The sequence below is a fragment of the Dehalobacter sp. genome (genome assembly GCF_030063005.1).
Lineage (GTDB): Bacteria > Bacillota > Desulfitobacteriia > Desulfitobacteriales > Syntrophobotulaceae > Dehalobacter > Dehalobacter restrictus.
Genome location: NZ_JAPDHR010000028.1, coordinates 1 through 22,788, shown reverse-complemented (window position 1 = coordinate 22,788; position 22,788 = coordinate 1). Strand labels below are relative to the sequence as shown.

The 22,788-nt window shown below is 44.2% G+C and carries 17 protein-coding genes; 5 read left to right on the top strand and 12 right to left on the bottom strand.

What is annotated here, in order from left to right; all coding sequences use genetic code 11:
• Positions 1–5: 5 nt before the first annotated feature.
• The 3 genes from OKX56_RS08970 to OKX56_RS08960 all read right to left on the bottom strand — a co-directional run bounded on the left by OKX56_RS08970 (position 6) and on the right by OKX56_RS08960 (position 4,040).
• On the bottom strand, positions 6–1,169 hold the full coding sequence (locus tag OKX56_RS08970; RefSeq protein WP_015045145.1) for an isochorismate synthase: 1,164 nt from the start codon (positions 1,167–1,169) through the stop codon (positions 6–8).
• 258 nt (positions 1,170–1,427) lie between these two features.
• Positions 1,428–2,639 carry an NADP-dependent isocitrate dehydrogenase gene (locus tag OKX56_RS08965; RefSeq protein WP_015045147.1) on the bottom strand — a complete coding sequence of 404 codons (1,212 nt, stop codon included), beginning with the start codon at positions 2,637–2,639 and terminating at the stop codon, positions 1,428–1,430.
• 147 nt (positions 2,640–2,786) lie between these two features.
• Positions 2,787–4,040: an MFS transporter gene (locus tag OKX56_RS08960; protein ID WP_015045148.1), complete on the bottom strand. Its 1,254-nt coding sequence runs from the start codon at positions 4,038–4,040 to the stop codon at positions 2,787–2,789.
• Between the two features lie 308 nt (positions 4,041–4,348).
• Here OKX56_RS08960 and rsgA point away from each other — a divergent pair, with 308 nt between their 5' ends.
• Positions 4,349–5,425 (top strand): ribosome small subunit-dependent GTPase A, encoded by a 1,077-nt coding sequence (gene rsgA / locus OKX56_RS08955; RefSeq protein ID WP_015045149.1) that lies wholly within the window; start codon positions 4,349–4,351, stop codon positions 5,423–5,425.
• A 148-nt stretch (positions 5,426–5,573) separates the two neighbouring features.
• On the opposite strand, the gene OKX56_RS08950 is transcribed toward rsgA, so the two are convergent.
• The 4 genes from OKX56_RS08950 to OKX56_RS08935 form a co-directional block, all read right to left on the bottom strand.
• A complete protein-coding gene (locus OKX56_RS08950) occupies positions 5,574–8,411 on the bottom strand; it encodes a phosphodiester glycosidase family protein (RefSeq protein WP_015045150.1) in 2,838 nt (945 codons plus the stop codon).
• Positions 8,412–8,552: 141 nt separating this feature from the next.
• Complete coding sequence (locus tag OKX56_RS08945) at positions 8,553–9,383, bottom strand: class I SAM-dependent methyltransferase (protein WP_015045151.1); 831 nt, start codon at positions 9,381–9,383, stop codon at positions 8,553–8,555.
• Positions 9,384–9,470: 87 nt separating this feature from the next.
• Positions 9,471–11,051 (bottom strand): glycosyltransferase family 2 protein, encoded by a 1,581-nt coding sequence (locus tag OKX56_RS08940; RefSeq protein ID WP_019226427.1) that lies wholly within the window; start codon positions 11,049–11,051, stop codon positions 9,471–9,473.
• Between the two features lie 84 nt (positions 11,052–11,135).
• Positions 11,136–12,224: a glycosyltransferase family 2 protein gene (locus OKX56_RS08935; protein WP_019226428.1), complete on the bottom strand. Its 1,089-nt coding sequence runs from the start codon at positions 12,222–12,224 to the stop codon at positions 11,136–11,138.
• A 70-nt stretch (positions 12,225–12,294) separates the two neighbouring features.
• Between OKX56_RS08935 and OKX56_RS08930 the strand changes: the two genes are divergently transcribed.
• Entirely contained in the window at positions 12,295–13,383 is a 1,089-nt protein-coding gene (locus tag OKX56_RS08930; RefSeq protein ID WP_019226429.1) for a DNRLRE domain-containing protein, read from the top strand.
• On the opposite strand, the gene OKX56_RS08925 is transcribed toward OKX56_RS08930, so the two are convergent.
• Positions 13,350–14,450, bottom strand: coding sequence for a tetratricopeptide repeat-containing glycosyltransferase family 2 protein (locus OKX56_RS08925; protein ID WP_019226430.1), 1,101 nt, complete (start codon positions 14,448–14,450; stop codon positions 13,350–13,352). The genes OKX56_RS08930 and OKX56_RS08925 overlap by 34 nt on opposite strands.
• A gap of 148 nt (positions 14,451–14,598) precedes the next feature.
• Between OKX56_RS08925 and fliB the strand changes: the two genes are divergently transcribed.
• Positions 14,599–15,843 carry a flagellin lysine-N-methylase gene (fliB, locus tag OKX56_RS08920; RefSeq protein WP_019226431.1) on the top strand — a complete coding sequence of 415 codons (1,245 nt, stop codon included), beginning with the start codon at positions 14,599–14,601 and terminating at the stop codon, positions 15,841–15,843.
• 86 nt (positions 15,844–15,929) lie between these two features.
• Here fliB and OKX56_RS08915 read toward each other — a convergent pair whose 3' ends face one another.
• Complete coding sequence (locus OKX56_RS08915) at positions 15,930–17,171, bottom strand: hypothetical protein (RefSeq protein WP_019226432.1); 1,242 nt, start codon at positions 17,169–17,171, stop codon at positions 15,930–15,932.
• Positions 17,172–17,390: 219 nt separating this feature from the next.
• Between OKX56_RS08915 and OKX56_RS08910 the strand changes: the two genes are divergently transcribed.
• Positions 17,391–18,290 carry a glycosyltransferase gene (locus OKX56_RS08910; protein WP_019226433.1) on the top strand — a complete coding sequence of 300 codons (900 nt, stop codon included), beginning with the start codon at positions 17,391–17,393 and terminating at the stop codon, positions 18,288–18,290.
• Positions 18,291–18,416: 126 nt separating this feature from the next.
• Here the strand turns inward: OKX56_RS08910 and mscL are convergent, their stop codons facing one another.
• Both mscL and OKX56_RS08900 read right to left on the bottom strand, forming a co-directional pair.
• Positions 18,417–18,821: a large-conductance mechanosensitive channel protein MscL gene (gene mscL / locus OKX56_RS08905; protein WP_019226434.1), complete on the bottom strand. Its 405-nt coding sequence runs from the start codon at positions 18,819–18,821 to the stop codon at positions 18,417–18,419.
• Between the two features lie 85 nt (positions 18,822–18,906).
• A complete protein-coding gene (locus OKX56_RS08900) occupies positions 18,907–21,078 on the bottom strand; it encodes a two-component system sensor histidine kinase NtrB (RefSeq protein WP_287896189.1) in 2,172 nt (723 codons plus the stop codon).
• A gap of 185 nt (positions 21,079–21,263) precedes the next feature.
• Between OKX56_RS08900 and OKX56_RS08895 the strand changes: the two genes are divergently transcribed.
• The gene (locus OKX56_RS08895) at positions 21,264–21,698 is read left to right on the top strand and encodes a response regulator (RefSeq protein ID WP_025205849.1); all 435 of its coding nucleotides are present in this window, start codon (positions 21,264–21,266) and stop codon (positions 21,696–21,698) included.
• A gap of 5 nt (positions 21,699–21,703) precedes the next feature.
• On the opposite strand, the gene galU is transcribed toward OKX56_RS08895, so the two are convergent.
• A complete protein-coding gene (gene galU, locus OKX56_RS08890; RefSeq protein WP_025205850.1) occupies positions 21,704–22,618 on the bottom strand; it encodes a UTP--glucose-1-phosphate uridylyltransferase GalU in 915 nt (304 codons plus the stop codon).
• Positions 22,619–22,788: the final 170 nt, after the last annotated feature.

Below are 22,788 nucleotides of genomic sequence, written 5' to 3'. Positions count from 1 at the left end.
GGGGGTCAGGGTACCAGGCCCTCCAGAATCGTCCTTAATTTATCGTTCGTCTCGATGTATTCCTCCAGACAATCGGATCCTTCCACGATCCCGCATCCCGTATACGCATAGACCATATTGTCCTGAATAAGGGCCGACCGGATACCGGCCACAAAAATGCCATTACCGTTCTGATCCATGATTCCCAGGGGGGCCGCATACATCCCCCGCTCGTGTTTTTCCTCTCTGGCAATAATGTCAAGGGCAGGTCCGACCGGATTGCCGCCAAGGGCTGGCGTCGGATGCAGACGGGTGACCCAGTCGGTTAAAAGACTGCGGTCTTTTGCCCCAAGACGGGTTTTTAGATGATAAAGGTTTTTCAGGGTCAGAATCCTTGTCTCGTCGATCCATACCTCAGCGCAGTATTTTTTCATCACATCGGCTATGGTATCCCGCACAATTCGATGCTCATGCAGGTTTTTAGGGTCGTTTAGCAGGATCTCCATTTGAGTCCCCTCATCAATGGCGTTACGGGGAATTGTGCCCGCCAGGGCATAACTGATAATTTCATCGTCCGCTTTCTGGACCAGGATTTCCGGCGTAGCACCCAGAAAAGTCCGTCCTTCCTTCGCATACGCAAAAACAAAGCTGTCCGGGTTTTTTTCCCGGAGGCTCTTGAGTACGCTCTCAACATGAACCGTCGTGGCACAACTGATTTTCACTTCTCTGGAAATAACCACTTTATCTACGTTTTTTAAGGATATTTCCTGTTTGACATTGGTGAATAATTCCTGCCACTGCGGGTAATCATCATCAGCGATCGTATAGGTATGGCGGACAGACTTTGTCTCCCTGTCCTCTAACCCACAAATTTCTTCCTTCGGCGCCTGCTCGGGATAGTATAAAAGCTGCTTGCCGTCCTTTTCAACATAATAGTACTTGAAAGCAATGGTTTCATTGCCAAGTCCGGCCCATTTGGGATCACGGACCGACTGAAAAAAGGTTCTGGCAGAAAACACTAGGTCGTAATTCTGATAACTTTCTCCTTCAGCAAAGGTTCTCCAGCGTATTGCCCCGATGATCAGTTCACCGGTCAAGGGATTGTAAAAGAAAAGACGATCCTGTTTGTCAAAATGAGTCCAAAAAGCCAAAGGATTTTCCAATTTCATTTCTTTTTTTAGATACTTCAATTTTTTCCGTCTCCGCTTGTACAAAATTAATTTCCTATAGTATTATCCTACATTTTCGGCGATATATATACTATTTTATCAAAAGGAGGAAAATTTTTCACGTAATCCGCAGTTTTTTTATAAAAAACCATGTTTACCCCATAAATTAAAAAATTTTTTGATATAATAAACAGCCCTAATCCGATGGAAGCTCGGACCAAGGCTGTTTAATCATCCAGTCATTTCATTCAGTTAATCGCTCAACATTATGTGCACGATTTACCCACGGATTCTGTCCAGGGTCTTTTTGGTTTCAAGTAGGAATCCGTCCGTGCTGACAACCGTCTTTTCAGGAAGATCGGAAATCAGGGCCAGGTCTTTGGTCATAATTCCTGCTTCGATTGTCTGCAGGGAAGCGGCTTCCAACTGATCTGCAAACTCGATCAGATCTTTCAGTCCGTCGATTTCGCCGCGTTTTCTTAATGCTCCGGTCCAGGCAAACAGGGTAGCCATCGCATTCGTCGAGGTTTCTTCGCCTTTAAGATGCTTGTAATAGTGACGGGTTACTGTCCCGTGTGCTGCCTCATATTCATAGCAGCCATCGGGAGATACCAGAACCGATGTCATCATGGCCAGACTTCCGAAAGCTGTCGCGATCATATCGGACATCACGTCCCCGTCATAGTTTTTACATGCCCAGATATATCCGCCCTCGGAACGGATAACACGGGCCACTGCATCGTCAATCAGCGTGTAGAAGTACTCAATATCCGCATCGGCAAATTTCTGCTTGTATTCCGCATCAAAGATTTCCTGGAAAATATCCTTGAAGGTATGATCGTACAGTTTGGAAATCGTGTCTTTGGTCGCAAACCATAGATCCTGCTTGACATCGAGCGCATAGTTAAAGCAGGAACGCGCAAAACTCTCAATGGATTTGTCGACATTATGCATTCCCATAATGACGCCTTTGCCAGCAAAGTCAAAAATCGTCTGGCGGTTCACTTCACCGGTTTCACTGGTGAAAACGAGTTCCGCCTTTCCAGCTCCCGGAACTTTGTATTCGACATTGCGGTAAACATCACCATAAGCATGACGGGCAATCGTGATCGGTTTCTTCCAGGCAGAGACCATTGGAGTGATGCCTTTCACAACAATCGGCGCCCGTAAAACCGTTCCATCCAGAATCGCTCGGATGGTGCCATTCGGACTCTTCCACATTTCTTTCAGATTGTACTCTTCAACCCTTTGGGCATTCGGCGTAATGGTAGCGCACTTTACGGCAACGCCATATTTCTTGTTGGCCATAGCGGCATCGATCGTAACCTGGTCATTCGTCTGATCCCGGTATTCCAGGCCAAGATCGTAATACTCAGTTTTTAAATCGATATAGGGCAGAAGCAAGATTTCTTTAATAGATTTCCAGATGATTCTGGTCATCTCATCGCCATCCATCTCTACCAGTGGGACGTTCATTTGGATTTTCTGCATTTTGTCCTCCTTAATATATCTAAAAATGTCTAAAATCGAAAGCTTTTGTCAATGACATAATTTCGACTGCTATTATACTATAAAATATCGAATTGATATACAAGCAAACACAAAGAATAATACAGAATTCATTTCTGCCATCTTCTATTACTCTTGTCTTTCCGGCTCAATCCGGGTTTTATTTCCAAGCAGGAAAAACCCCTGAATAAACAGCAACACACCAGTTACGATCAGCATCCACTCTATTTTAATTACATCAGCTAAAGGACCGAACACCAGCATCCCAAGTGGCATCATGGAACTTGATATCATAGTCAGAACACCGAATACCCTGCCTAGAAAATCCCCTTCCACTTTTTCTTGCAGCAGAACCATTGCCGGGACATTGAAGATGGGCATGGCGACCCCGATCAGGAACATAAAAAGAAGGTAAATCCAAAAGACCGGAACAACCCCAAGCGCGAGGGTACATACTCCAATCATTAACGCTGCCAGGGTCATCGTGTTTACCCGGTTTTTGAGGCCTCCCCAGGATGCCATCCCGAGTCCGCCGATAACCATGCCAAGCGAAAATGCAACTTCAATTGCAGTCAGCCGCCAGACATCATTACCAAAACTGCGTGTAACCTGAAGCGGGGTTAAAAACGCAGAAGGCGCTGCCAGGAAAAAGAAAACAGCTGTAAATAGAAAGAAAATTTTCAAAAACGGATGGTTAAGAACATACCGGATCCCTTCTCTCAAATCACCGAAGTAACTGACGGTTTGCTTCTGCATGGCTTTGGCATGGGCAGCCACCCTCAGGAATACAAACAATACCGTCACAGCAATGGCAGCTGTGACCACATCAATAAAAAAGATTGTTTCAATTTCAGCTATGGCTAACAATGCTCCGCTGATCATCGGTGATACCAGCATGACCAGCGACTGAATACTGCCATTGATGCCGTTGACTTTGGTCAGCTTATCCTGCGGAACGAGCTGAGGTAAAAATGCACCTACAGCTGGCGTCTGAACAGCCGTTCCAAACGCACGCAGGGCAGCCATCACAAACAGAAGCCAGACGGTCTTGTAGCCCAGCAAAAAAAGAATGGCCAGAATAAGGGTAACTGCCGCAATGAGCGTGTCCGACAGCATGATCAGGTTTTTACGGTTATAACGGTCAGCCCAGACTCCGGCAAACGGAGAAAGCAAAAATGTCGGCAAAAATCCGCAGATGATATAAACCGTCATCATCACGCCGGATTGCGTGCTTAAGGTGATGTACCACATCATCGCGTACTGAACCAGCGATGTCCCAAAAAGCGAGAGCGTCTGGCTTGCTATAAATAGAACAGTGTCGTTCTTCCAGTTCGATCCGTTTGGCAATCCCGTTATGCTTGGCGTATTTTTCAGGTCAGGCATAGCAGTAATTTCTCCCATCTATAAATACTTTTTTCTAAACATTTCTCAAAATAAACCTATTTTTTTGACATCAAGGATAACACCATACGATTATCCTTGATACATCTTCCTCTGTTGATTTGCATTTATGGTATAATTATACTGTATTTCAACATTTACTTTAAACCAAAGGAGTATTATTTATGATGAAGTTCTATTGCACTCACGAGCCCCTTGTCCTCTGTCGGGAGGGCAAACAGGTTTACTAAACTTGTACCCTCCAAAAGATTTTCTAACATGACTTGAGATGAATAATTTTGGAGGATGAAATGAATAACAACTTTTTAGCTGCCTACGGTCTGAACGATCGTTTTACACAAGAAGCAACTATATATCAGGGTTTATATTTAGCAAGGGTCATTGAACAGCACCGGGATTTCTATCAAGTGATCGCTGAAAATGGCGAGCTGCAGGCTGAGGTCTCCGGCAAGTTTATTTTTAACGCCAGAAACAACGCAGATTTTCCGGCCGTCGGGGATTGGGTCATGATTGACCGCTTAGACGAGCGTTCCGGCAATGCGATCATTTACCAGGTGCTTCGCCGCCAAAGTGTCTTTGAGCGGAAAGCTGCAGGAACAACCCATGCTGTCCAGATTGTCGCGGCGAATATTGATGTCGTATTTATCTGCATGTCCCTAAACGATGATTTTAACGTGCGCAGGCTGGAACGCTACCTTACCATTGCTTTCAACAGCATGGCAACTCCAGTCATTGTTCTGACCAAGGCTGACCTATGCACGGATTTAGACAGAAAGATTCAAAAAATTTCGGATGTCTGTGCCGGCACAGACGTCATTGTCTGTTCAAGTATGACAGAAAACGGTTACCGGGATATTTTAACCTATATTGCCAATGGTAAAACAGTTGCCCTTATCGGTTCTTCCGGCGTCGGGAAATCGACCCTGATTAACCGCCTGCTGGGCCAGGAAGTGTTAGCTACCCGGGAGATCCGTGATGACGACAGAGGCCGGCATACAACGACCAGCCGCCAGCTGCTGCTGCTTCCTAACGGAGGCCTTGTCATTGACACGCCAGGGATGCGAGAGCTGCAGATTGAATCCGGTGATCTGGCCCAAACCTTCGATGATATTGCGGAATTTGCCCAAAAGTGCAGATTCAAAGATTGTTCCCACACCTCGGAACCAGGGTGTGCGGTACGCAAAGCGATTGAAAATGGTGAACTGCTGCAAGACCGGGTAAACAGCTATCAGAAACTGCAAAAAGAGCTTGCTTACGAAGGTTTAAATTCGCGGCAGCTTGAGCAGGAAAAAATCAAAAACATGTTCGGCAGCAAAGGCGAAATGAAGCAGGCCATGCGCCAGATCAAAAATAAGAAACAAAGATAGCACAAACTCAAGTAAATCGATTCCTAAATTCCGTTAACAAAGATCCAGAACTTTACTCGGATAAGCCGAGATACAAGTTGACTTTAGCTGATTGGTTTTTCCCCATTCAGCTAAAGTCTTTTTTTTTTATAGCAATTTTTTTACGTTTTTATAGCGCTTTAAATTCGTAGGTAACTTGATCACCCAGAACGGTAACGATCAGCTTATTGGCCTGTTTGCCTGCTGCGGAAGTGTTGAAGCCCGCACAGGAGATGTAACGTACTCCCCTGTCCAACTGAACTTGATCCGTGGAGCCCGGATAAAAGACATAGACATTTTTGCCGGTCTCCTTGTGGTAATCCGCTAAAGTATCCTTAAGCAAAGCAGCTTCTTTGGCATTAACAAACGAACCAGGGGCACAGTCCATGGATACAAAGATTTGATCGCCTTTGCTGCTGTCTAATTCTTTGAACAGCGAGGTCCATTGCGCCGGGTTAGTTCTCCGGAGCCCGCCTTTGCTGCAATCAAGCTGAATGAAAGTACTGTTCTTGTAATGAAAAATTTTATACCCGCTGCCAGTTTTCATAGCAGGCTTGGTCACTCCTCCAGCTAATTTGGCAGCGCTTGCTCCGGTGTAAATGGCAAGATCCATATTTTTATTGATAAACGTATTCAGTTGCATCAAGCTTTGTTGTTTGGATTTGCTGCTGGGCTGCACGCTACTGCCGAACACCGCAAACCTGAAATTGCTTGATCCCGCAAAGAACGTTGCCGCCCGGTTGGCCCTATCCGTAAGTACAGTATTTTTGGGTATCTTGGAAGTATCGATGGCTGGATGATTGCTCACGCTTGCCGTAAGCTCATCCCAATAAATCATTCCGCCGCTATTGGAAGGATCCGTGTTCCGGACATAGAGTCTTGTCAAATAGCGCGGGGAATTGATACTTCCGAGAGAAGCGCTGACCTGCCTCCATCCATTCCAGCTCATATCCGCTGAAAATTGGACTTGATGCTTTTTACCGTTGGCATCTATAACTTCTCCCATGAGTTTGTTGGTATTCTCCAGAGAATTATAAACCCAAACGGCAAGGCCTGACGTATTGGCGTTAAGCGGGATCCCTTTGTTTCCAAAAAGAATGGATGCCTCACCAGGGTCCTCCGTATAAAGAAAATCATACATCAGTTCTCCGGATGTTTGACCTGCATAAACCTGCCCGCTGCTGATCTGGTAAGAACCCCTGACATTTTCCGAGCTTGCTGAAAATGTCCCAAGGCTGTCTTCAAAAGCATATTTATTTTCCGTACTTTCCGAAGATACGGCAACCGCACAGTAGGCATGAACATTGCCGACGGAAGCCTTGATATAGCCTGCACCTGCGTTCTGAGCCTGAAAGACACCATTAAGACATTCTCCGATGCCGATGCTGCCGTATACCTTCCACTGAATATCTTCCGGCTGAATCTGAGCTGTAAATCCCTCCAGACTGCAGCCTGTAACCTGTATCGTCTGGCTTTGCCCTAATGGCGCCTTGATTTCATTGGTACTCAGAATAAGCCTTGCGGGGGCGCTTAAAGAGCAAATATCCAACTCAGCCGTCACATCCCCTACCTTTACGGTGACTTTTCCATCCCCCACGGAAGTCGGACGAAGCGTACTTCCTGAAAACGTGCCTTTGATACCGCTGACTCCCCACTTCACATCCTCAGGGTCAATGTCCACCGGGTTCGCGTATTGGTCTACTCCTTTAAGTGTAAAACTTCTCGAAGTATTGACAAAAACATTTGGACTTTCGGTTTCAATGATTAATCTTGAAAGTGTTCCGGCAGGAGCCAAAGAAAAAATCCCGATGGCGTTCGCAACCGGCCTTAATGTTCCCTCTGAAGGGACATTGGCAACCTGGAGCTGCTTTGTCCCAGGGGTTCGGGCCACCATGGCCGTTGACCCGCCTCCGTCAAGTATCATGGCATTGTAAGCGCCCAGCTGCAGCATCAGTTCTGCTGACTCTTTTTGGGTAAGACCAATACTGTTGTCCTGTCTTCCGTCCACAGTAACCAGAATCAGTTGTTTGCCGTCCTGCGTACTTCCTGCGAGCGTGCGGGGATTATTCTGATTAAAGCTGCTAACATTATATGAGAATTTATCGGGTATCTGACCGTCCTTAACCAGAACAGAAGCTCCGGTGACTGACATTTGAAGGCCGGACCAGTCCGGGGTTGAGTTTAGGCTTAGAGAAGCTTGTCCGCAAATTTGCAAACTTTGCACCAGTTTTGCTGCTTGTTCTCCCCTGGAGATGATTACAAAGCCATTAGTAGGAATCGCTGCGGCTGACTGAGCCTGACGCACCTCCACAACCCGGCCGTCAGATACAAGAACTTCAACCAGGTCAGGATAGGCAGCCGAAGCCCCTAGTGTGGAAGCCCCCCATTTCTTATCAAGAACGGTAATATCGGTATAATTCCGACGGCTGGGCTGGTTGTACTGAGAAACAACAAACGGCGCAGAATCAGGGCCAATCAATTGAATCTCATTTTTCCAATAGCCAATACTCAATTCGCCGTAATTGCTTAAGCTTAAAGAAGCCATTTCATTTTTATTTTGATTATACCAGCTGGCTGTCGACAACAAGCTACCATCTTGAACGATTGGCCCGTCGGCATAGCCGGTTCCCGCATTTATTGCATTGAAAAAGCTGGCATTCACCGCTGCCACAGCGTTATCTTGTTGAGCTAGAGCGGGAACAGTGACGAGTTTTTCTGTGATCTGATCGTTTGTCAATGTATCAATTTTTATATTTTGATTCGTCGTATCGATTCGTAAAACATTAATATTTAACCAGCCGTTCAAAGTGAATCTCGATATATTCTCCAAAGTTGCCCCAGCAGTAATCGTTTGCAGGGTGCTTGATTGGTAAAGCGCAGCCGGCAAGGCTGCTGCTTCACTTGAAAGCGTTGCGACGAATAATATCATGGCGATAACAACGGATAATGCTTTTTTAAATTGAATCATGATAATTTGTTTGTCTCCTCTTTCCGTCTGATATTTCTGTCTATACACAACAAAAATTTGGAATTTCTTCCAACTTATTTTAAGTATACACCTTTGCCTGCTGTTTTATCTACCTTTTTTACATAATTTTTTAGACACGACCTATAAAAATAATGAAACTGCAATACAGAACAGTTCATGCCCCTGGTGCTGAGACTGCAGCCGTGCTATCATTCCCATCATCTGATCGAGGGATCCGCTATCAGGCCTGTTCGATATTTTTGATAAAGCGTTCAGGTCCGATTCCATTTTTTGATACGTTTCCCTCGAAAAAAGCGAAACCGGTTTGAGTCCTGCCTTTTCCAGAAGCAGGGTCAGATTCGCAGCATTATAATGAAACAGATGATCCCTTTCCATAAAAAGCGGGGAATAAGGTCCGTAAGCCGCGTTGGTGAATGAATCCCTGTTCGGAATGCTGAGAAATATTTTCCCATCCGGTTTTAACAAGCCGGATATTCCTTTGAGGAATCCCACCGGATCAGCCATATGCTCCAGAACATGCCAAAATACGATTGCCTCAAATTTTTTATTTTGTTCCAATACGCCGGTCTGCCATACATGATTGATCATTTGAATTCCGAATCGTTCATCAGCAAATATACATGCCTTTTCAGACGGTTCTACACCCGTGGCATTCCATCCCGCATTTTTTGCCATGAAAATAAATTCGCCTGTACCGGAACCGATTTCCAGAAGGTCACCTTTATGGGGGCAAAACACTTCCAGCAGCAAAATATTAAAACTTGCATGCTGCAGAAAAGTATCCTGGATGTACTGCTGGCGCATCATGATCCAGCTGTCGTCATACGTTTCGTCAATCAGACCGTCCGGGCTGCTGCCCTGCATGATCAAAGCAACGTGCTCATTCATAATTAAGTCGCATTTCAGGCAATGAATCAGTCTGAATCCGCTGTATTCAAAAAAAACTTCCAATTTACATCCTTCACATATAGGGCATTTTTCTATTTTGATACCTTCCATCACGATATTCGGGTCTCCCAACAAGCGTATTTGATATGACTAACGCAATGGACTCTCTTCCCATTCGACCAGTCTGGGGTTCGGGTCAAGGATAGACTCATACTGTTCTTTCCAGCCATAACGCGATTCAGGATCAAGCTGCAAATACCGCAGGTACTTCGCCAAACGGTCTTTCGGGTCCGCCCAGCCCAGATGTTTGATCCTCAGATCGCCTAAAGCATAGGAAAGCATTGTAATATTTTTCGGAAACCTCCCGCAGTGCAGGGGGGTTTCATTCCACTCGGCTTGAAAATCCGGCCTGTACCTGATCAAGAAAGGCCGATAAATGGAATGGGCTTGCCAGTACTTATCTTCCCTGTAATGATTGTCATCCCAGAAATCATATAAACGGAAAAAATAAAGGTCCACATCAGGATTACAGATTAAATCCTGGACTTTCTCCTTAAATTTACGTTCGAACATTTCGTCTGCATCCAGGTTTAGGATCCATTCCGGATTTGTCCGGACCGTTTCTTCCCACTGCTGTTTTCTAAGTTCCACTTCATTTTGAAATTTTGATACCGGGTTCTGAATGATCTGATGCGGAATCCCCCGAAGTATCTTCCGGCAAAGATCGACACTGTTGTCCGTGCTGCCGTCATCAATAATGACAGCTTCATCTATATAGTGCCTGTGTTCTTCCAGCACTTTTTCCAGATAGCGATTTGCTTCATTTTTCATAATCATTGACAGCGTTAATTTTGGTCTATGAACACTTAAATATTTTTCATTGGTTCTCTCTTTTACTTCTAGTCTACCTTTATCGGCGTCGCACTTTTTCTTAAAATCACTTACCCCCGCCAGCGCTGATTCCCGGTAAATATGATAAGCTGGATAATACGTATCCACAAACAAGTCCAACCCCAGCGCCTTGACCCGGATGCAGAAATGACGGTCTTCTCCCCATAAAGTCAAATTTTCTATTTCCCTGAAACAGATTCCTTGAAGCAGGGCTTTTCTGCTAATCAGTGTGCATGCTCCAAGACCTCCTACTTCGTAAACGCCGGGGACTTTCAATTGATTGAGAAAAGCCTGCTGCCTCTTCATTTGTTCCTCCGGGGTCAGGCTCTCCCCTCTGAGCCTGCGAACCAGATCATAGCTGTCATACAGCCACACATTGGGCAGCTCCGGAGTTTCCGGATACCACGTCGTCCAGAAAATTTCAGAAATAATATCTTTGCCGGTTCCAATCAGGTGGGTGATGGTTCGAGGATAAAGAAGCAAATCCGAATCAACTAAAAACAAATAATCATAAGAACCTTCAATCGCTTTTTGAATCATAAAATCTTTAAACTTAGCAACTTTCCATATCAGGTGCTCTTTCCAATAATGGGTTGCGTCATCACATACGTAGGTTTCAGGATTCTTTTCTTTGTCCACGGATTGATACAGTCTGACTGGTTTGTTTTGGGCGAAAAGCAGCAGCTGCCGGCTGGACTCTTCCTCATGATTGTCATCAACAAAAATATACTCGATGCGTACATTTTCCTGTTCCAGTCTGGTCAGCGAATCAAGAAATTCTCTTAAGATATTGGATTTTTGGCAGACAGGGCTTCCCAGCAGAACCTTTTTCTTCTCCATTATTTTGACTCCTGATTATAGATTGCCGATGCCTAAAGTGCATTGGTTTATTTTGTATATCATCATCTTTGTATAACATCATCTTTAATTTTTACTGACGACACTGCCCAGTAAAGTTTCAAAATATTTTTGATTATGCAGAACCAGCTTGTCATCCGGCTTATACTCACCGGCCTTCTTGTTATAGCGGATGGCCTCCGCCAGGTTACCGGATTTGAAGTAACAGGCGCAAAGCTCCATACACGGAATATAACCGTAACAATCATGGACGACAGACCCCCAGCTTTCTTCCGGCTTTTTTATCGTGGTTGCCAGCTCATACCAGAATATTGCCTTGGGATAATCCTCCGCAGTTTTATACAAATGACCGATCTGGCAGCAGACTTCTGCCCTGGGAAGATCGTGCTCCATACTTCGCAGCAATGCTTTAAGCGCATTTCCCCGGTCATTTTTGCTCAAATAGCAGTTGCTCATATCGATGCTGGCATCAATATAATTAGATAGAAGCCCTCCTTCGGTATCGAGGAATTTGTCGTAGTATTGAATGGCTTCGTCAATTCTGCTGTTAATATAAAGCTCCCGTGCGTAATAGAAACAATTTCTGTCGCTTAAGATCCGGCCTTCGGAAATAATCTTTTCAAAGATCTCTAGATTTCTTGCGGTCTTCCGTTCAACTTTTTTATGGGTCACACAAATGTCCGAGTTGATAATGTTTCCTTCAATTTTTATATATTCGTGAATCGGGTCTTGCCAGGTATAGTTCATCGACCTTTTCAGGAGTCTTTCCCGGAAAAAAGTACAGACAGCATTCCCTTTATCATCAACGCCAAGGTTATATCTCATCATCACAATATCCACTTGCGGATTCAGGGTCTCTTTCAGCTGCCGGAGCTTATTCCTGTCATCCTCCAGCAGCACATCATCCGCATCCAGCCAGAGAATATAGTCCTGGGTAGCTTGGGCAAAAGAAAAATTCCTGGCTGCTGCAAAATCATCTATCCAGGCAAAATCATAGACCTTAGCTTGATAACGGGCAGCAATCATTTTGGTTTGGTCCGTAGAACCAGTATCCACAATAATTATTTCATCGGGTATATCTCTGACACTTTCGAGACATCTTCCGAGCGTCTTTTCCTCATTTTTTACAATCATGCACAGGCTAATTGTGACCATTGCTTTCTCCTTGAACTGTATCAAATTTACAATTCATACTATGTGAATCAAGCAAGTCTGGTGAATCTTGATGCGCAATCCGCGGACAAGCGGAATACTATATAACGTAGAAAAGCTCGTTCAAAAAGGAAAGGTGATAGGATTGATTCACACGTTTTACGCGGCAGCCGATGCCTATATAACCAATCTTACCCCAACTGCGAATAACGGAAAGACAGGTGCGATGTATACAGGCCTGGATCCGTATTCCAGTTCAATCTATAGAAACTTGCTAAGGTTTGACCTCTCCATGCTTGAACTAAATATTACCATCCAGAAGGCGGTACTCCGGCTTTATCTGACTACGCGTTATCAAGCAGGCGCGCCGCAGCAGCTGGATATTTACCGTTTAACCGCTGCCTTTGAAGAAACTGCTGTAACCTGGGATAATGCTCCCGGATCCGTTTTAACTCCTGATTATACGCTGGTTGATGATAACAACCCTAATGGCTATATCGATATCGCCATGACCGATCTGGTGAGAGACTGGTATACTACACCTGCCGACAATTATGGCATTATGCTTCAGACTACAGAGCTTACAAATTCCCTTTTGGCCTTCAGGACAAGAGAATATGCCGAAAGTGCCATGTGGCCTATGCTGATTGTCGAGTATTCCCTGACCCATACCGTCATTTACACCAGTCCTGTCATCGGTGACTTCTCCTATTTATCCACAAGCTTTGTTTTAGAAGGGCATGCCTTAGAAACAGCTTATACAATCACCTATGATTCAGCGGCCCCTACAGCAGGTCTTGCTATCGTGGAGCAAAGCCAGGATGATGATACTTGGGCCCAGTCAACCTCCATTAGTTTGGACCCTGGAGAAACCAGAACAATGAATGTTTCTACACCTATGGTCTATGAAAGGCTGTCATTTGTAAATGCTGCAAGCGCCGCTATGACGGATACCGTCGGCAGTACAATCGATGTCAATACCAATATTGATAATTCCAACGAAACTGCTTTACGTTACGAATCATCGAATACGCTTCTTCCTATTGACCCTGATACCGGGGTTATGACGTTAGCAGTTGCGGATACGACGACAATTATTATAACCGCCAAATACCTGGATAACTTCAACTACTTTAGCTTTGAAGTAATTGCAGCCCCTTGATAGCCAAGGCTACTAAATAACATGCGGTTGAATACGACTCCCGGATTATCCGGTTTGTATTGAGCCGCTTTTTCATTGTATTTTTGTGCTTCTTCCATATCCCCGATCCTGTAATAACAGTAACATAGCTGAATATTCGGGATAAAACCCCAGAAATCATGCAGGACGGTATTCCAGCTGATGTCAGGCTTTTTGAGGGTAAGCGCCAACTCGTACCAGCCAATTGCCTTCGGGTATTCTGCTTTTTCCAAATATAAGCTCCCAATGTAACACAGTGTCTCAGCGCGCATACTGCCGTATTCAAAACTCCGGATCAATGTCCGGAGCGCTTTTTTCCATTCCTGAGCCCGATGATAGCAATCGGCAAGGTCCAGACAAGCCAGTATCGCATAGTTTTCAAACATATTTTCACTGTCCAAATAGCGATTGTATTGCTCAGCGGCCTCCTCACAGCGGCTGTTGATATACAGTTCCCTCGCATAATAGTACAGGTCCCTGGCGCTGATTTTGCTGCTTTGTCTTATGAGTTTTTCCAAGATCTTTAAGTTTCGGTCGCTTGTACCGCGTTCTTTACAATGCGTAATGCAGATTTCAGTATGAAGAATATTGCCGCTGAACTCAATACACTCATGAATTGGATTGCACCATTTGAAACCGGCACTTCTGTTAATCAGCCGTTCCCTGTAGAATGTGTCGGTCTCATACCCTTTTTCATCCCTGCTAACATTGTATTTCATCATCACAACATCAAAGGACAGCGGTATTTCCTGCTTTAATTTCATAAGAAGTTGACGATCCTCTTCCAAAATTACATCATCAGCATCCAGCCACAGGATATAGTCCATCTGAGCCATGGAAAAAGAATAGTTCCTGGCCGCAGCAAAATCATCAATCCACGTAAAATCATAAATCTTCTCGGTGAATTTTGCTGCAATTTCCTTAGTTCGATCAACAGAACCGGTATCCACAATGATAATCTCATCGACAATGCCTTTAATCCCCGTCAGACATCTTTCCAGTGTCAGTTCCTCATCCCGGACAATCATACATAAACTGATTGTAATCATCGCGCTCTCTCCGGTGCTTTATCATTTTTCTTTGCTATATTTTTATGTTGCGGAAATTGTTATGTGCAGTCTCAACCCGGAATATGGTTACATAGGATAGTCATATGAATATAGTGGTATGAATATAAACCACGATGAGGTGCATTTCATGACCGAAGCAAAAAGAAAGGTTTTGTCCCCTTCCTATCTCAAAGCCTTCAGCTGTATTGCCTCAGCCTGTGAAAACTCCTGCTGCATAGGTTTTAACATCCGAATCGATCCTGAAACCTTCAGCAAATATAAGATGGAAAATGATCCCGTCATCCGTAAGTTATTTGAAGAAAATATTTATATCATCCGCAGTTCAACAGCAAAACAGGATTATATCACCATCAATCCGACCAATGATTATCGTTGTCCTTTCCTCACGGAAGAAAGACTGTGCTTCCTGCAATGCCGGAAAGGAGAACAGTACTTATCCGAGATCTGCGCTTCCTTTCCGTGTATAGGCAATATTTTTAACGGTGTCCTGGAAAAATCAGCAACTCTAGCTTGTCCGGAAGCGGCGCGACTGGCTCTGTTACAGACTGAGGCGATGGACTTAATCGAAGTTGAAGAGCCTAATGATACCCGGAATTTTGTTTACAATTTGCTGAACACCGAAGACGAAATATTTCAGAATAAACCTGCGAAGCACCTGTCTGAACTCAGAGAATTCACTTGGAGTATCCTGAAAGACAGAAAATACCATTTAGATGACAGGGTTGTTTTTCTTGGGGCCTTTATGGAAGAGGTTGACCGGCTGGAAAAAGTGTCTGCTGTTGATAGAATCCCTGATCTCATTTTGAGCTACACAGCTCTTTTTACAGATGCTTCAGCAATGCAGGATATAACAGCCATTCCTGTTTCTCCGGTCCCACGTATTTCCCTGTTTCTACCTCCTGCAATCCGTGTGATTCTTCCCTCGATTGAATCAGACCGGTATCTGCGTTGTTTCAGTAAATTCTTAGAAGGAATTCGTTTTTATGCTTCAACAAGTTATACCCAAGTTGCTAAATGCTATGAAGAAGCCTATCAAAGGTATTACTCCCCTTTTATGCGTGAACATGACTATATCCTGGAAAACTACCTCTTAAATTATGTTTTTATGAAGCTGTTCCCTTATGACTTGAATGGGAATTCAGTTTATTACAGTTACTTGCTGCTGGCAGTTAATTATGCCTTGCTCAAAATGCAGCTCGTTGGAATATCGGCTTATCAGCAGGAACTGACCGTTGATACTGCCATCATGGTGATTCAATCCTATACAAAGGCTATCGAACATAAATACCCGATTCTCCATAACCTAATTCAAGTGCTGAAACAAAACCATTTGGATTCTCTCGCCCATATTGCAGTTTTTATCAAGGATTAAACCAAAGACACTTTCGAATAGCGAGAAGCTCACCCGTAATAATACAGGCAGGCTTCTCTAACGCTCATCTTATACCTATTTGACAATCAAGGATCAAGAGGCTGTTGCAGCGGTAGATAATTACTGCTGAAAAGTGGGTCTACAATTTGGTCACTGACCACAGTAGGTGTTGTTCTTGACCAAATAAATACCTTTCCTGGAGTCGCGCCGGATACTTCGATTTCTATCTGGGTGTTGGGCAATTTTTGATTGAAGAAGATGCTTGTCGTGCAGTAAGGTGGCAAGGTAACCGTTGATTTGAAAGTTGGACTGAGAAGTGTCTTGGGACAGACATCTACATTAAAGACCGAAACATTAATGGGCCCGATAGTGGATGCACTGTTGTTCATGACTTTAACATCCAGGATATTCCCTACACTGGCGTTACTGAGTTTGAACGGTCCTGAAGTCTGGGCGTTGGCAGCACCTAGACTTGCTTCTATCGCTGCTACTTCAGATTTTATTTCCAGTAAGCCAAAGGTGGGACTCAATACAGCGTTTTGGATCTGGAAGATTTCCGTTTTAATTTCTGCTAAGCCAAATGTCGGACTGAACACTGCCCCTTCGATTGCGGCTACTTCGGATTTTATCTCCTGCAGACCAAACGTTGCTCCCATCATGCTCGTGAAAATACCTTCAACCAGCGTGCCTATACTGAAGACTTCCGTCTTGATCTCTGCCAACCCAAACGTTGGACTGTCTAGCTTATTTTCGATATTCTCAACCGTGAATTCAATAACCTGAACTTCGGACTTAATCTCCTGCAATCCGAAAAATGGATGATTCACTGCTTTTTCTATCGAAAATATCTCAGTTTTGATTTCTGCAAGCCCAAATGTCGGGCTTTCCAACAGTTTTAGGATTTTCTTGCAATCAGGCCAATGCTTGGGACAGCAGCCTTTTTTCTTGCAGAAAAATTTAAACGAACTGCCAAAGAAAAACAGGGCACCTACCGCAGTTACGCTTATTTTCAGATTTCTTACGATCACAATCTTTTTTCTACCTACCTGATCTTTGGGACTGGTTTGATTATCAACCTTGCTCTTGTGAAGAATTTTTATTGTCGCCCCACCTAAGAAGAGTCCCGACAATACACCAATACATATGATTGTTGTATTCACAGCTTGTTTAATTGTAGCAAAACGTGCGTATAGTCCGGACTCAGCTGCATATCCAGTTTCTGTTTGATTATTACGCAATTCATCTTGGATTATCTGCAAGTGACATAAGAAATTTGCCAAAGATATTTTATCCAATATTTTTTTACCATTTTGGTAGTCATCAGACACCACAATACCTCCTTTGTATTTCTAATATTATCCAATTTTAGTACGTGCTTATTAATATGATTTTGAGAAATTTATTGTGAAGAAAAACAAGCATTTTCTCAAAATAATGGAGATATCTCAAACAAGCTCAACCTAGTTTTCATACAATATGCTGTAATAGCTTCTAAAACATGCTCCAGAAGTATTTGAAACAAGATATGGAAAGAGGAAGGGAAGACAATGATTCCACCTTTCATCAGTTATATTACATTTAACCGCTTGGGCCTGACCGCGAGAAATCTTGATTCGATCCTTGATACTTCAGAAGAATTTGAAATGCACATCATCGACAGCAATTCCAGGGATGATACCTGGGAATATTTAAGATCCCTTCAGGACCCGCGCATCCAATCCGTAACCAGGCTTCCTCTAAACTGCGGACCCATTTATCCCCTGAACTTAAATCTTTCCAGAAGAAAACCGGAACAATATTTTTTAACCATTGACAGTGATGTTTTTATGATCAGCAAGAAATGGATTTCACGTTTTATGGAGGTTTTTGAGACGTTTCCTGAAGCAGGACTTCTGGGCGTTAAAAGAGGAAAACCTTACCCTCGGTATTACCCTCCGGTTATTCCTAGAGTTAAAGACAACATTCATTATTTACAATTAGAAAACGGTCATATTGACGCTCCGCTCGACTTTGTTCCAGGCTGCTGCCAAGCCTTAAGGCCGGAATTAATCAATCAGATCGGTTATTGGAACGAAGAATGCTGTTATGGTGATTCCGAACTATCTGCGCGGATCTGTTGTTATACTGATTTCAAGGCAGGTTTTATCGATACCGTTGAAATTGAGATGACGCAGTCCATTAACTGCGCCGAATGTCAGGCTGAAAGATGGTGCAGCTTGAATCATCCGATAGACACCTGTTTCGATATCTGGCGCAGATATTATATTAATAGAGCTGCCGCCGCAAAATTCCGGCCGAACTTTCTCAAGGTATTCCAGGAACTTAAGCAAGGAAAAAGGTCAGCCTATTCAGCCTCAATGTCCGATCCCGAGTCAACCCGAAAAAACCTGTATCACCAAAACTGGGCAATGGAAAATATCAGATATTATATTCAAAATTCCAATTAAGAAATGAAGCAAGAAACGAAAAGAATTGATGCAACAAAAAAGCACCTTTCCACCATAGGAAAGATGCTCTTAACCATTCAATTCGTTGTTCACAGCTTCATTTTATGTTAATCGATCTATGCAAAATTACCTGGATTTCAGGATATCCCTTATCTCCGTAAGCAGGATTTCCTCATTAGAAGGTTCCGGAGGTGATTCGGGAGCGGGCGGCTCTTCTTCTTTCTTTTTCCTTAATTTCATCAACACTTTCAGCATAAAGAAGATGGCCAGTGAAATAATCAGAAAATCAACAATCGATTGAATGAATGCGCCATACCTGATCGCTGCTTCCGGTACACTGTCTGTAGCTTCCGTAATGACAATTTTCAGATTGGCGAAATTAATCCTTCCGAGCAAGAATCCGATAACCGGCATCAGTATATCATTAACCAGAGACGTGACAATCTTCCCGAAGGCACCGCCAATTATTACAGCTACCGCCAAATCGACAATGTTACCTTTCATGATGAACTGTTTGAATTCATTAACCATCGGATCACTCTCCTCTGTTACCATTATAATCAAACAAACTGTCTTGCACAACGGCGTCTCGCCGCTCCTTGCCATCCAAAGAATATTATTCCCAATGTTCCAATAAACGCTGCACTGTACTGATCAATCCGGTCAGATCAGTAGAATATTGTATATAGCTTACTTGCTGGTTCCCACTGTACTGTATTGCATCATCCGTTTCTTTAACCATCGATGGCGGCTGTATTGATGTCACAAGCAGCAGGATCCTGGAATCAGGCCAATGTGTGCGGCATTCAGCAATTAATGCTGACGTCTTCGGGCCGTCCTCCCCATCCGGTGATTCGGCAATAACGACTTTGGGATAAATTTCAAAGGAACCCATTTCATCGGAACCTTGTAGCACCCTTTTCAGACCCGAAATCGTTGTTACTTTTACCCCAGTGCTCAAAAGGGCCTGCTCCAACGGATAATTAAACAAATTATCTTCCAGTGCGATCAGTACGTCGGTCTCACTGTTTTTTTCGTTTGCCGCCGGGGGGAAACTCATTGAAAAGACAGCGCCACCCTCTTCCCTGTTAAAAGCCGTAATTTCACCGCCATGATTATGTACGATGGCCCGAACAATTGGAAGTCCAAGACCGGTTCCCCTTTCTTTCGTGGTAAAAAACGGACGGAATAAATTTTTCATGGCTTCCGGCGTTAATCCCGGCCCGTTGTCTATGACATTGATACAAACCTGATTGCCGCGTTCTTCCAGCCGAATGATTACTCTTCCCCCGGCGTCTGCAGCCTGGACTGCATTTCGTACCAGATTCAGCATGACCTGCGTTAATTGTCCCGGATCAGCTGCCACTGGTGAGACCTTTCCTGTTTCCAGAATAATATCCGACTTTGTACCCATAGCTTCTCCTTGAAACAGCGGCATCAGTTCCTGGAGAAAAGCAACCGGGTCAATCGGTTCGGCTTCAATGTTGGATGGTTTTCCAAGCAGCAAAAATTCATTCAATAAACGGGTGACCCTGTCAAGTTCCCGCAAAACCAGGTCTTTATAATTGCGTGTCAGTTCAGGATCTTTCTTGCGGCCCATGAGCTGTAGAAGCCCGCTTGCCGCACTGATTGGATTACGCAGTTCATGCGCCAGGACGCCCACCATTTTTGCAGTCGCCTCAAAACGTTCAGCCTGACGGGCACTCTCCTGCCAGCGGTAATAATCCGTCCGATCCTCCAACAGCAGCAGCCAGCCTCTGACTGTCGTTTCTTCCAGCAGCGGAGACACCTGCCAGTCAACGCGGCAAATGTCGGAATCACTGTACTTATCCGGGAAAGAATCCATTTGCCCGCCAACCGGGATAATGGTATTGGAACGGATATAACCCAGCCACGGTCCCGGCCAATCAGCGATCGGGCTTCCGAGCAGGTCAACATTTGCACCATTCATCAATTGCTCTGCCTGTCTGTTGGCATAGATAATTCGATAATGACGGTCAATCATAACAACTGCACTGCCAACCGCACCCAAAAGTACATCCAGCTGTTTCTTGAGCAGCCGGCATAAACAAACCCCATCAAAAGCAATGATACACTCTTCAGCCATTAGAGGGAGCAGAAATTCCGCCCGGCTGAAATCACGAGGCTGTAAAACGCCTAACTCTCCGTGTAAATTACCTTGGTTGATTTCAAAGATCGTTGTTTCAAAAGAATATCTGTTTAAACGGGCAGCCTCTACCGCACGCTCATCTCCTTTGATCAGTAAGGCAGAGAATCCTGAGTCTGCATACTCTAGCCAGCTCCCCTCTGCATCAAGCAGGATAATCAGGGCATTTAAAATAAGCTCAAGCAATTGATCCTGAACATTTTCTTCTCCGTGACAAAGAGATATAACAGTATGGTTCAATTTACGCAGCGCAGATAATTCAACAGTCCGTATCTCTCCGCTAAGTCCGGCCAGCGCATTCTGGAAGCTACTGAGCATATCCGCAGCTAAACGGGCCCGGTCAGCCACGGAAAAATTTGATTTTCCCTGCCGGCAGGAAGAGCACTCCACTGCATCCAGAAAGAAACCATAATTCAATGGCCAGCGAACAGGTTGCCGGCTGAAAGGTTCATACGTCTGATGACAAATGGGGCAGGACTCAGGCCTTTTCGTTAATAACGTGCCATCTTCAGATACAATCATCAATTTCAAATGTAAGCCTGTTCCGATACATTCCAAAAAAATGTTCCAGCGTTCCGACTTGATCATTTCGGCTGCCTCAATCCACTCGGACACGGTCATGGTCCTCCTTTGCCTATCCTATCTGTACATAAGCAAATTCGACCAGAATTGATGATTTCCTTCCAGATATTACACTATTTTTTCCATGTAAGTCTGATTAAGGAAACACGACTCGACACTATTCGCTCAATCCCGGTGTTATACTGAAATTAGTCCTAATCCATATTAATTTGGAGGATTGACACATGAATAAAATATTGGTCGTTGAAGATAACCCCGTTATTGGAATGGTTATTCAAACCGTGTTAACCGATGAAGGACATCAGGTTGAAGTGCGGAAAAGCGCCATGGAAGGTCTGTACCTGATGTACACCGGTTTTATTCCTGATTTAGTCCTTACTGATTTGATCATGAGAGAAATGGATGGCAGAGATCTTATCCAAAAAATGCGTAATGACAAAAAGCTTTGCAGTATTCCTGCAGTCATTATTACGGCTTCAATCCCTAATGCAGAAAATTTGCCTGATAAAGATCAATTCCAGGGTTTGCTAAGTAAGCCCTTTGACCTGGAAGATTTGGTCAAAACCGTTGACAGGCTGGTCAATCATCAAACACTTGCAGCCAATAACACTGCACTTCAGGCTTCGACATCTGTCGCACCGGCGCCTGTCGCAGTATAAGCTTCTTAGGAAGCAGCGGAATCGCTTCTCTTTTTGGTTTGTTTTGCTTTATTTCTTTCAAGATACAGTTCATCCAGATATTTTTCAAACTTGTCCCCAAGATTCGGGGATTCCAGTGCAAATTCAACCGTCGCCTTTAAGTAGCCAAGCTTATCGCCTGCATCGTACCGTTTTCCTTCTAAGAGGCAAGCGTATACTTGTTCATGTTTGCTTTGCGCCCGCAGCGCATCTGTAAGCTGGATTTCCCCTCCTGCCCCAGCCGGGATTTTTTCAAGATATTCAAATATTGAAGCGTTGATCAAATACCTGCCCATAATAGCGAGCCTGGAAGGAGCGATCAACGCAGATGGTTTTTCAACCAAGTCTTTAACTTCCCAGACATTTCCCCAGTTATCCTGCGGATCGACAATCCCGTATTTATGTACCTCACTATGCGGTACTTCCTGAATGCCGATCACGGTCGAAGATGTCTCTAAGGCAACATCTATCAACTGTTTGATTGCCGGCACCTTGGACTTGATAATATCATCTCCTAGCAGGACTGCAAACGGATCCTTGCCCACAAAAGACCTGGCGCAAGAAATCGCATGTCCCAGCCCCAATGCTTCATTCTGCCTGATATAGTGAATGTTGGCTAAAGAGGAGAGATTCTTTATTTTTTCCAGGATTTCCAATTGACCATTCTTCTCCAGATGAGCTTCCAATTCAGGTGAGCGGTCATAGTAATCGACAATGGACCCTTTTCCTCTGCCGATAATAATCAAGATATCTTCGATTCCGGAAGCAATCGCCTCATCTACAATATATTGAATGGTCGGCTTGTCAACAATCGGCAGCATCTCTTTCGGCAAAGATTTCGTCGCTGGCAGAAATCTGGTCCCCAGTCCTGCTGCAGGAATTACGGCTTTTGTAACTTTCATGGATGAAACCTCCAAATATAAAAATAAAAATATCATTTATATACGTGAATTGGAAAATTAAATTCCAGTCCAGCCAAACCCTAACTGGAACTTACCATTGCAAAGATAGTGCTGGAAATTACTCTTCCAAATACCTCGTCAACCGGTTGAAACCAACCAATGGTTATCTT

Excerpts from the sequence above, each read along its gene's own strand:
- OKX56_RS08965 (WP_015045147.1), bottom strand. The coding sequence starts at position 2,639 with ATGCAGAAAATCCAAATGAACGTCCCACTGGTAGAGATGGATGGCGAT.
- OKX56_RS08960 (WP_015045148.1), bottom strand. The coding sequence starts at position 4,040 with ATGCCTGACCTGAAAAATACGCCAAGCATAACGGGATTGCCAAACGGA.
- rsgA (WP_015045149.1), top strand. The coding sequence starts at position 4,349 with ATGAATAACAACTTTTTAGCTGCCTACGGTCTGAACGATCGTTTTACA.
- OKX56_RS08950 (WP_015045150.1), bottom strand. The coding sequence starts at position 8,411 with ATGATTCAATTTAAAAAAGCATTATCCGTTGTTATCGCCATGATATTA.
- OKX56_RS08940 (WP_019226427.1), bottom strand. The coding sequence starts at position 11,051 with ATGGAGAAGAAAAAGGTTCTGCTGGGAAGCCCTGTCTGCCAAAAATCC.
- OKX56_RS08935 (WP_019226428.1), bottom strand. The coding sequence starts at position 12,224 with ATGGTCACAATTAGCCTGTGCATGATTGTAAAAAATGAGGAAAAGACG.
- OKX56_RS08930 (WP_019226429.1), top strand. The coding sequence starts at position 12,295 with ATGCGCAATCCGCGGACAAGCGGAATACTATATAACGTAGAAAAGCTC.
- OKX56_RS08925 (WP_019226430.1), bottom strand. The coding sequence starts at position 14,450 with ATGATTACAATCAGTTTATGTATGATTGTCCGGGATGAGGAACTGACA.
- fliB (WP_019226431.1), top strand. The coding sequence starts at position 14,599 with ATGACCGAAGCAAAAAGAAAGGTTTTGTCCCCTTCCTATCTCAAAGCC.
- OKX56_RS08910 (WP_019226433.1), top strand. The coding sequence starts at position 17,391 with ATGATTCCACCTTTCATCAGTTATATTACATTTAACCGCTTGGGCCTG.
- mscL (WP_019226434.1), bottom strand. The coding sequence starts at position 18,821 with ATGGTTAATGAATTCAAACAGTTCATCATGAAAGGTAACATTGTCGAT.
- OKX56_RS08900 (WP_287896189.1), bottom strand. The coding sequence starts at position 21,078 with ATGACCGTGTCCGAGTGGATTGAGGCAGCCGAAATGATCAAGTCGGAA.
- OKX56_RS08895 (WP_025205849.1), top strand. The coding sequence starts at position 21,264 with ATGAATAAAATATTGGTCGTTGAAGATAACCCCGTTATTGGAATGGTT.
- galU (WP_025205850.1), bottom strand. The coding sequence starts at position 22,618 with ATGAAAGTTACAAAAGCCGTAATTCCTGCAGCAGGACTGGGGACCAGA.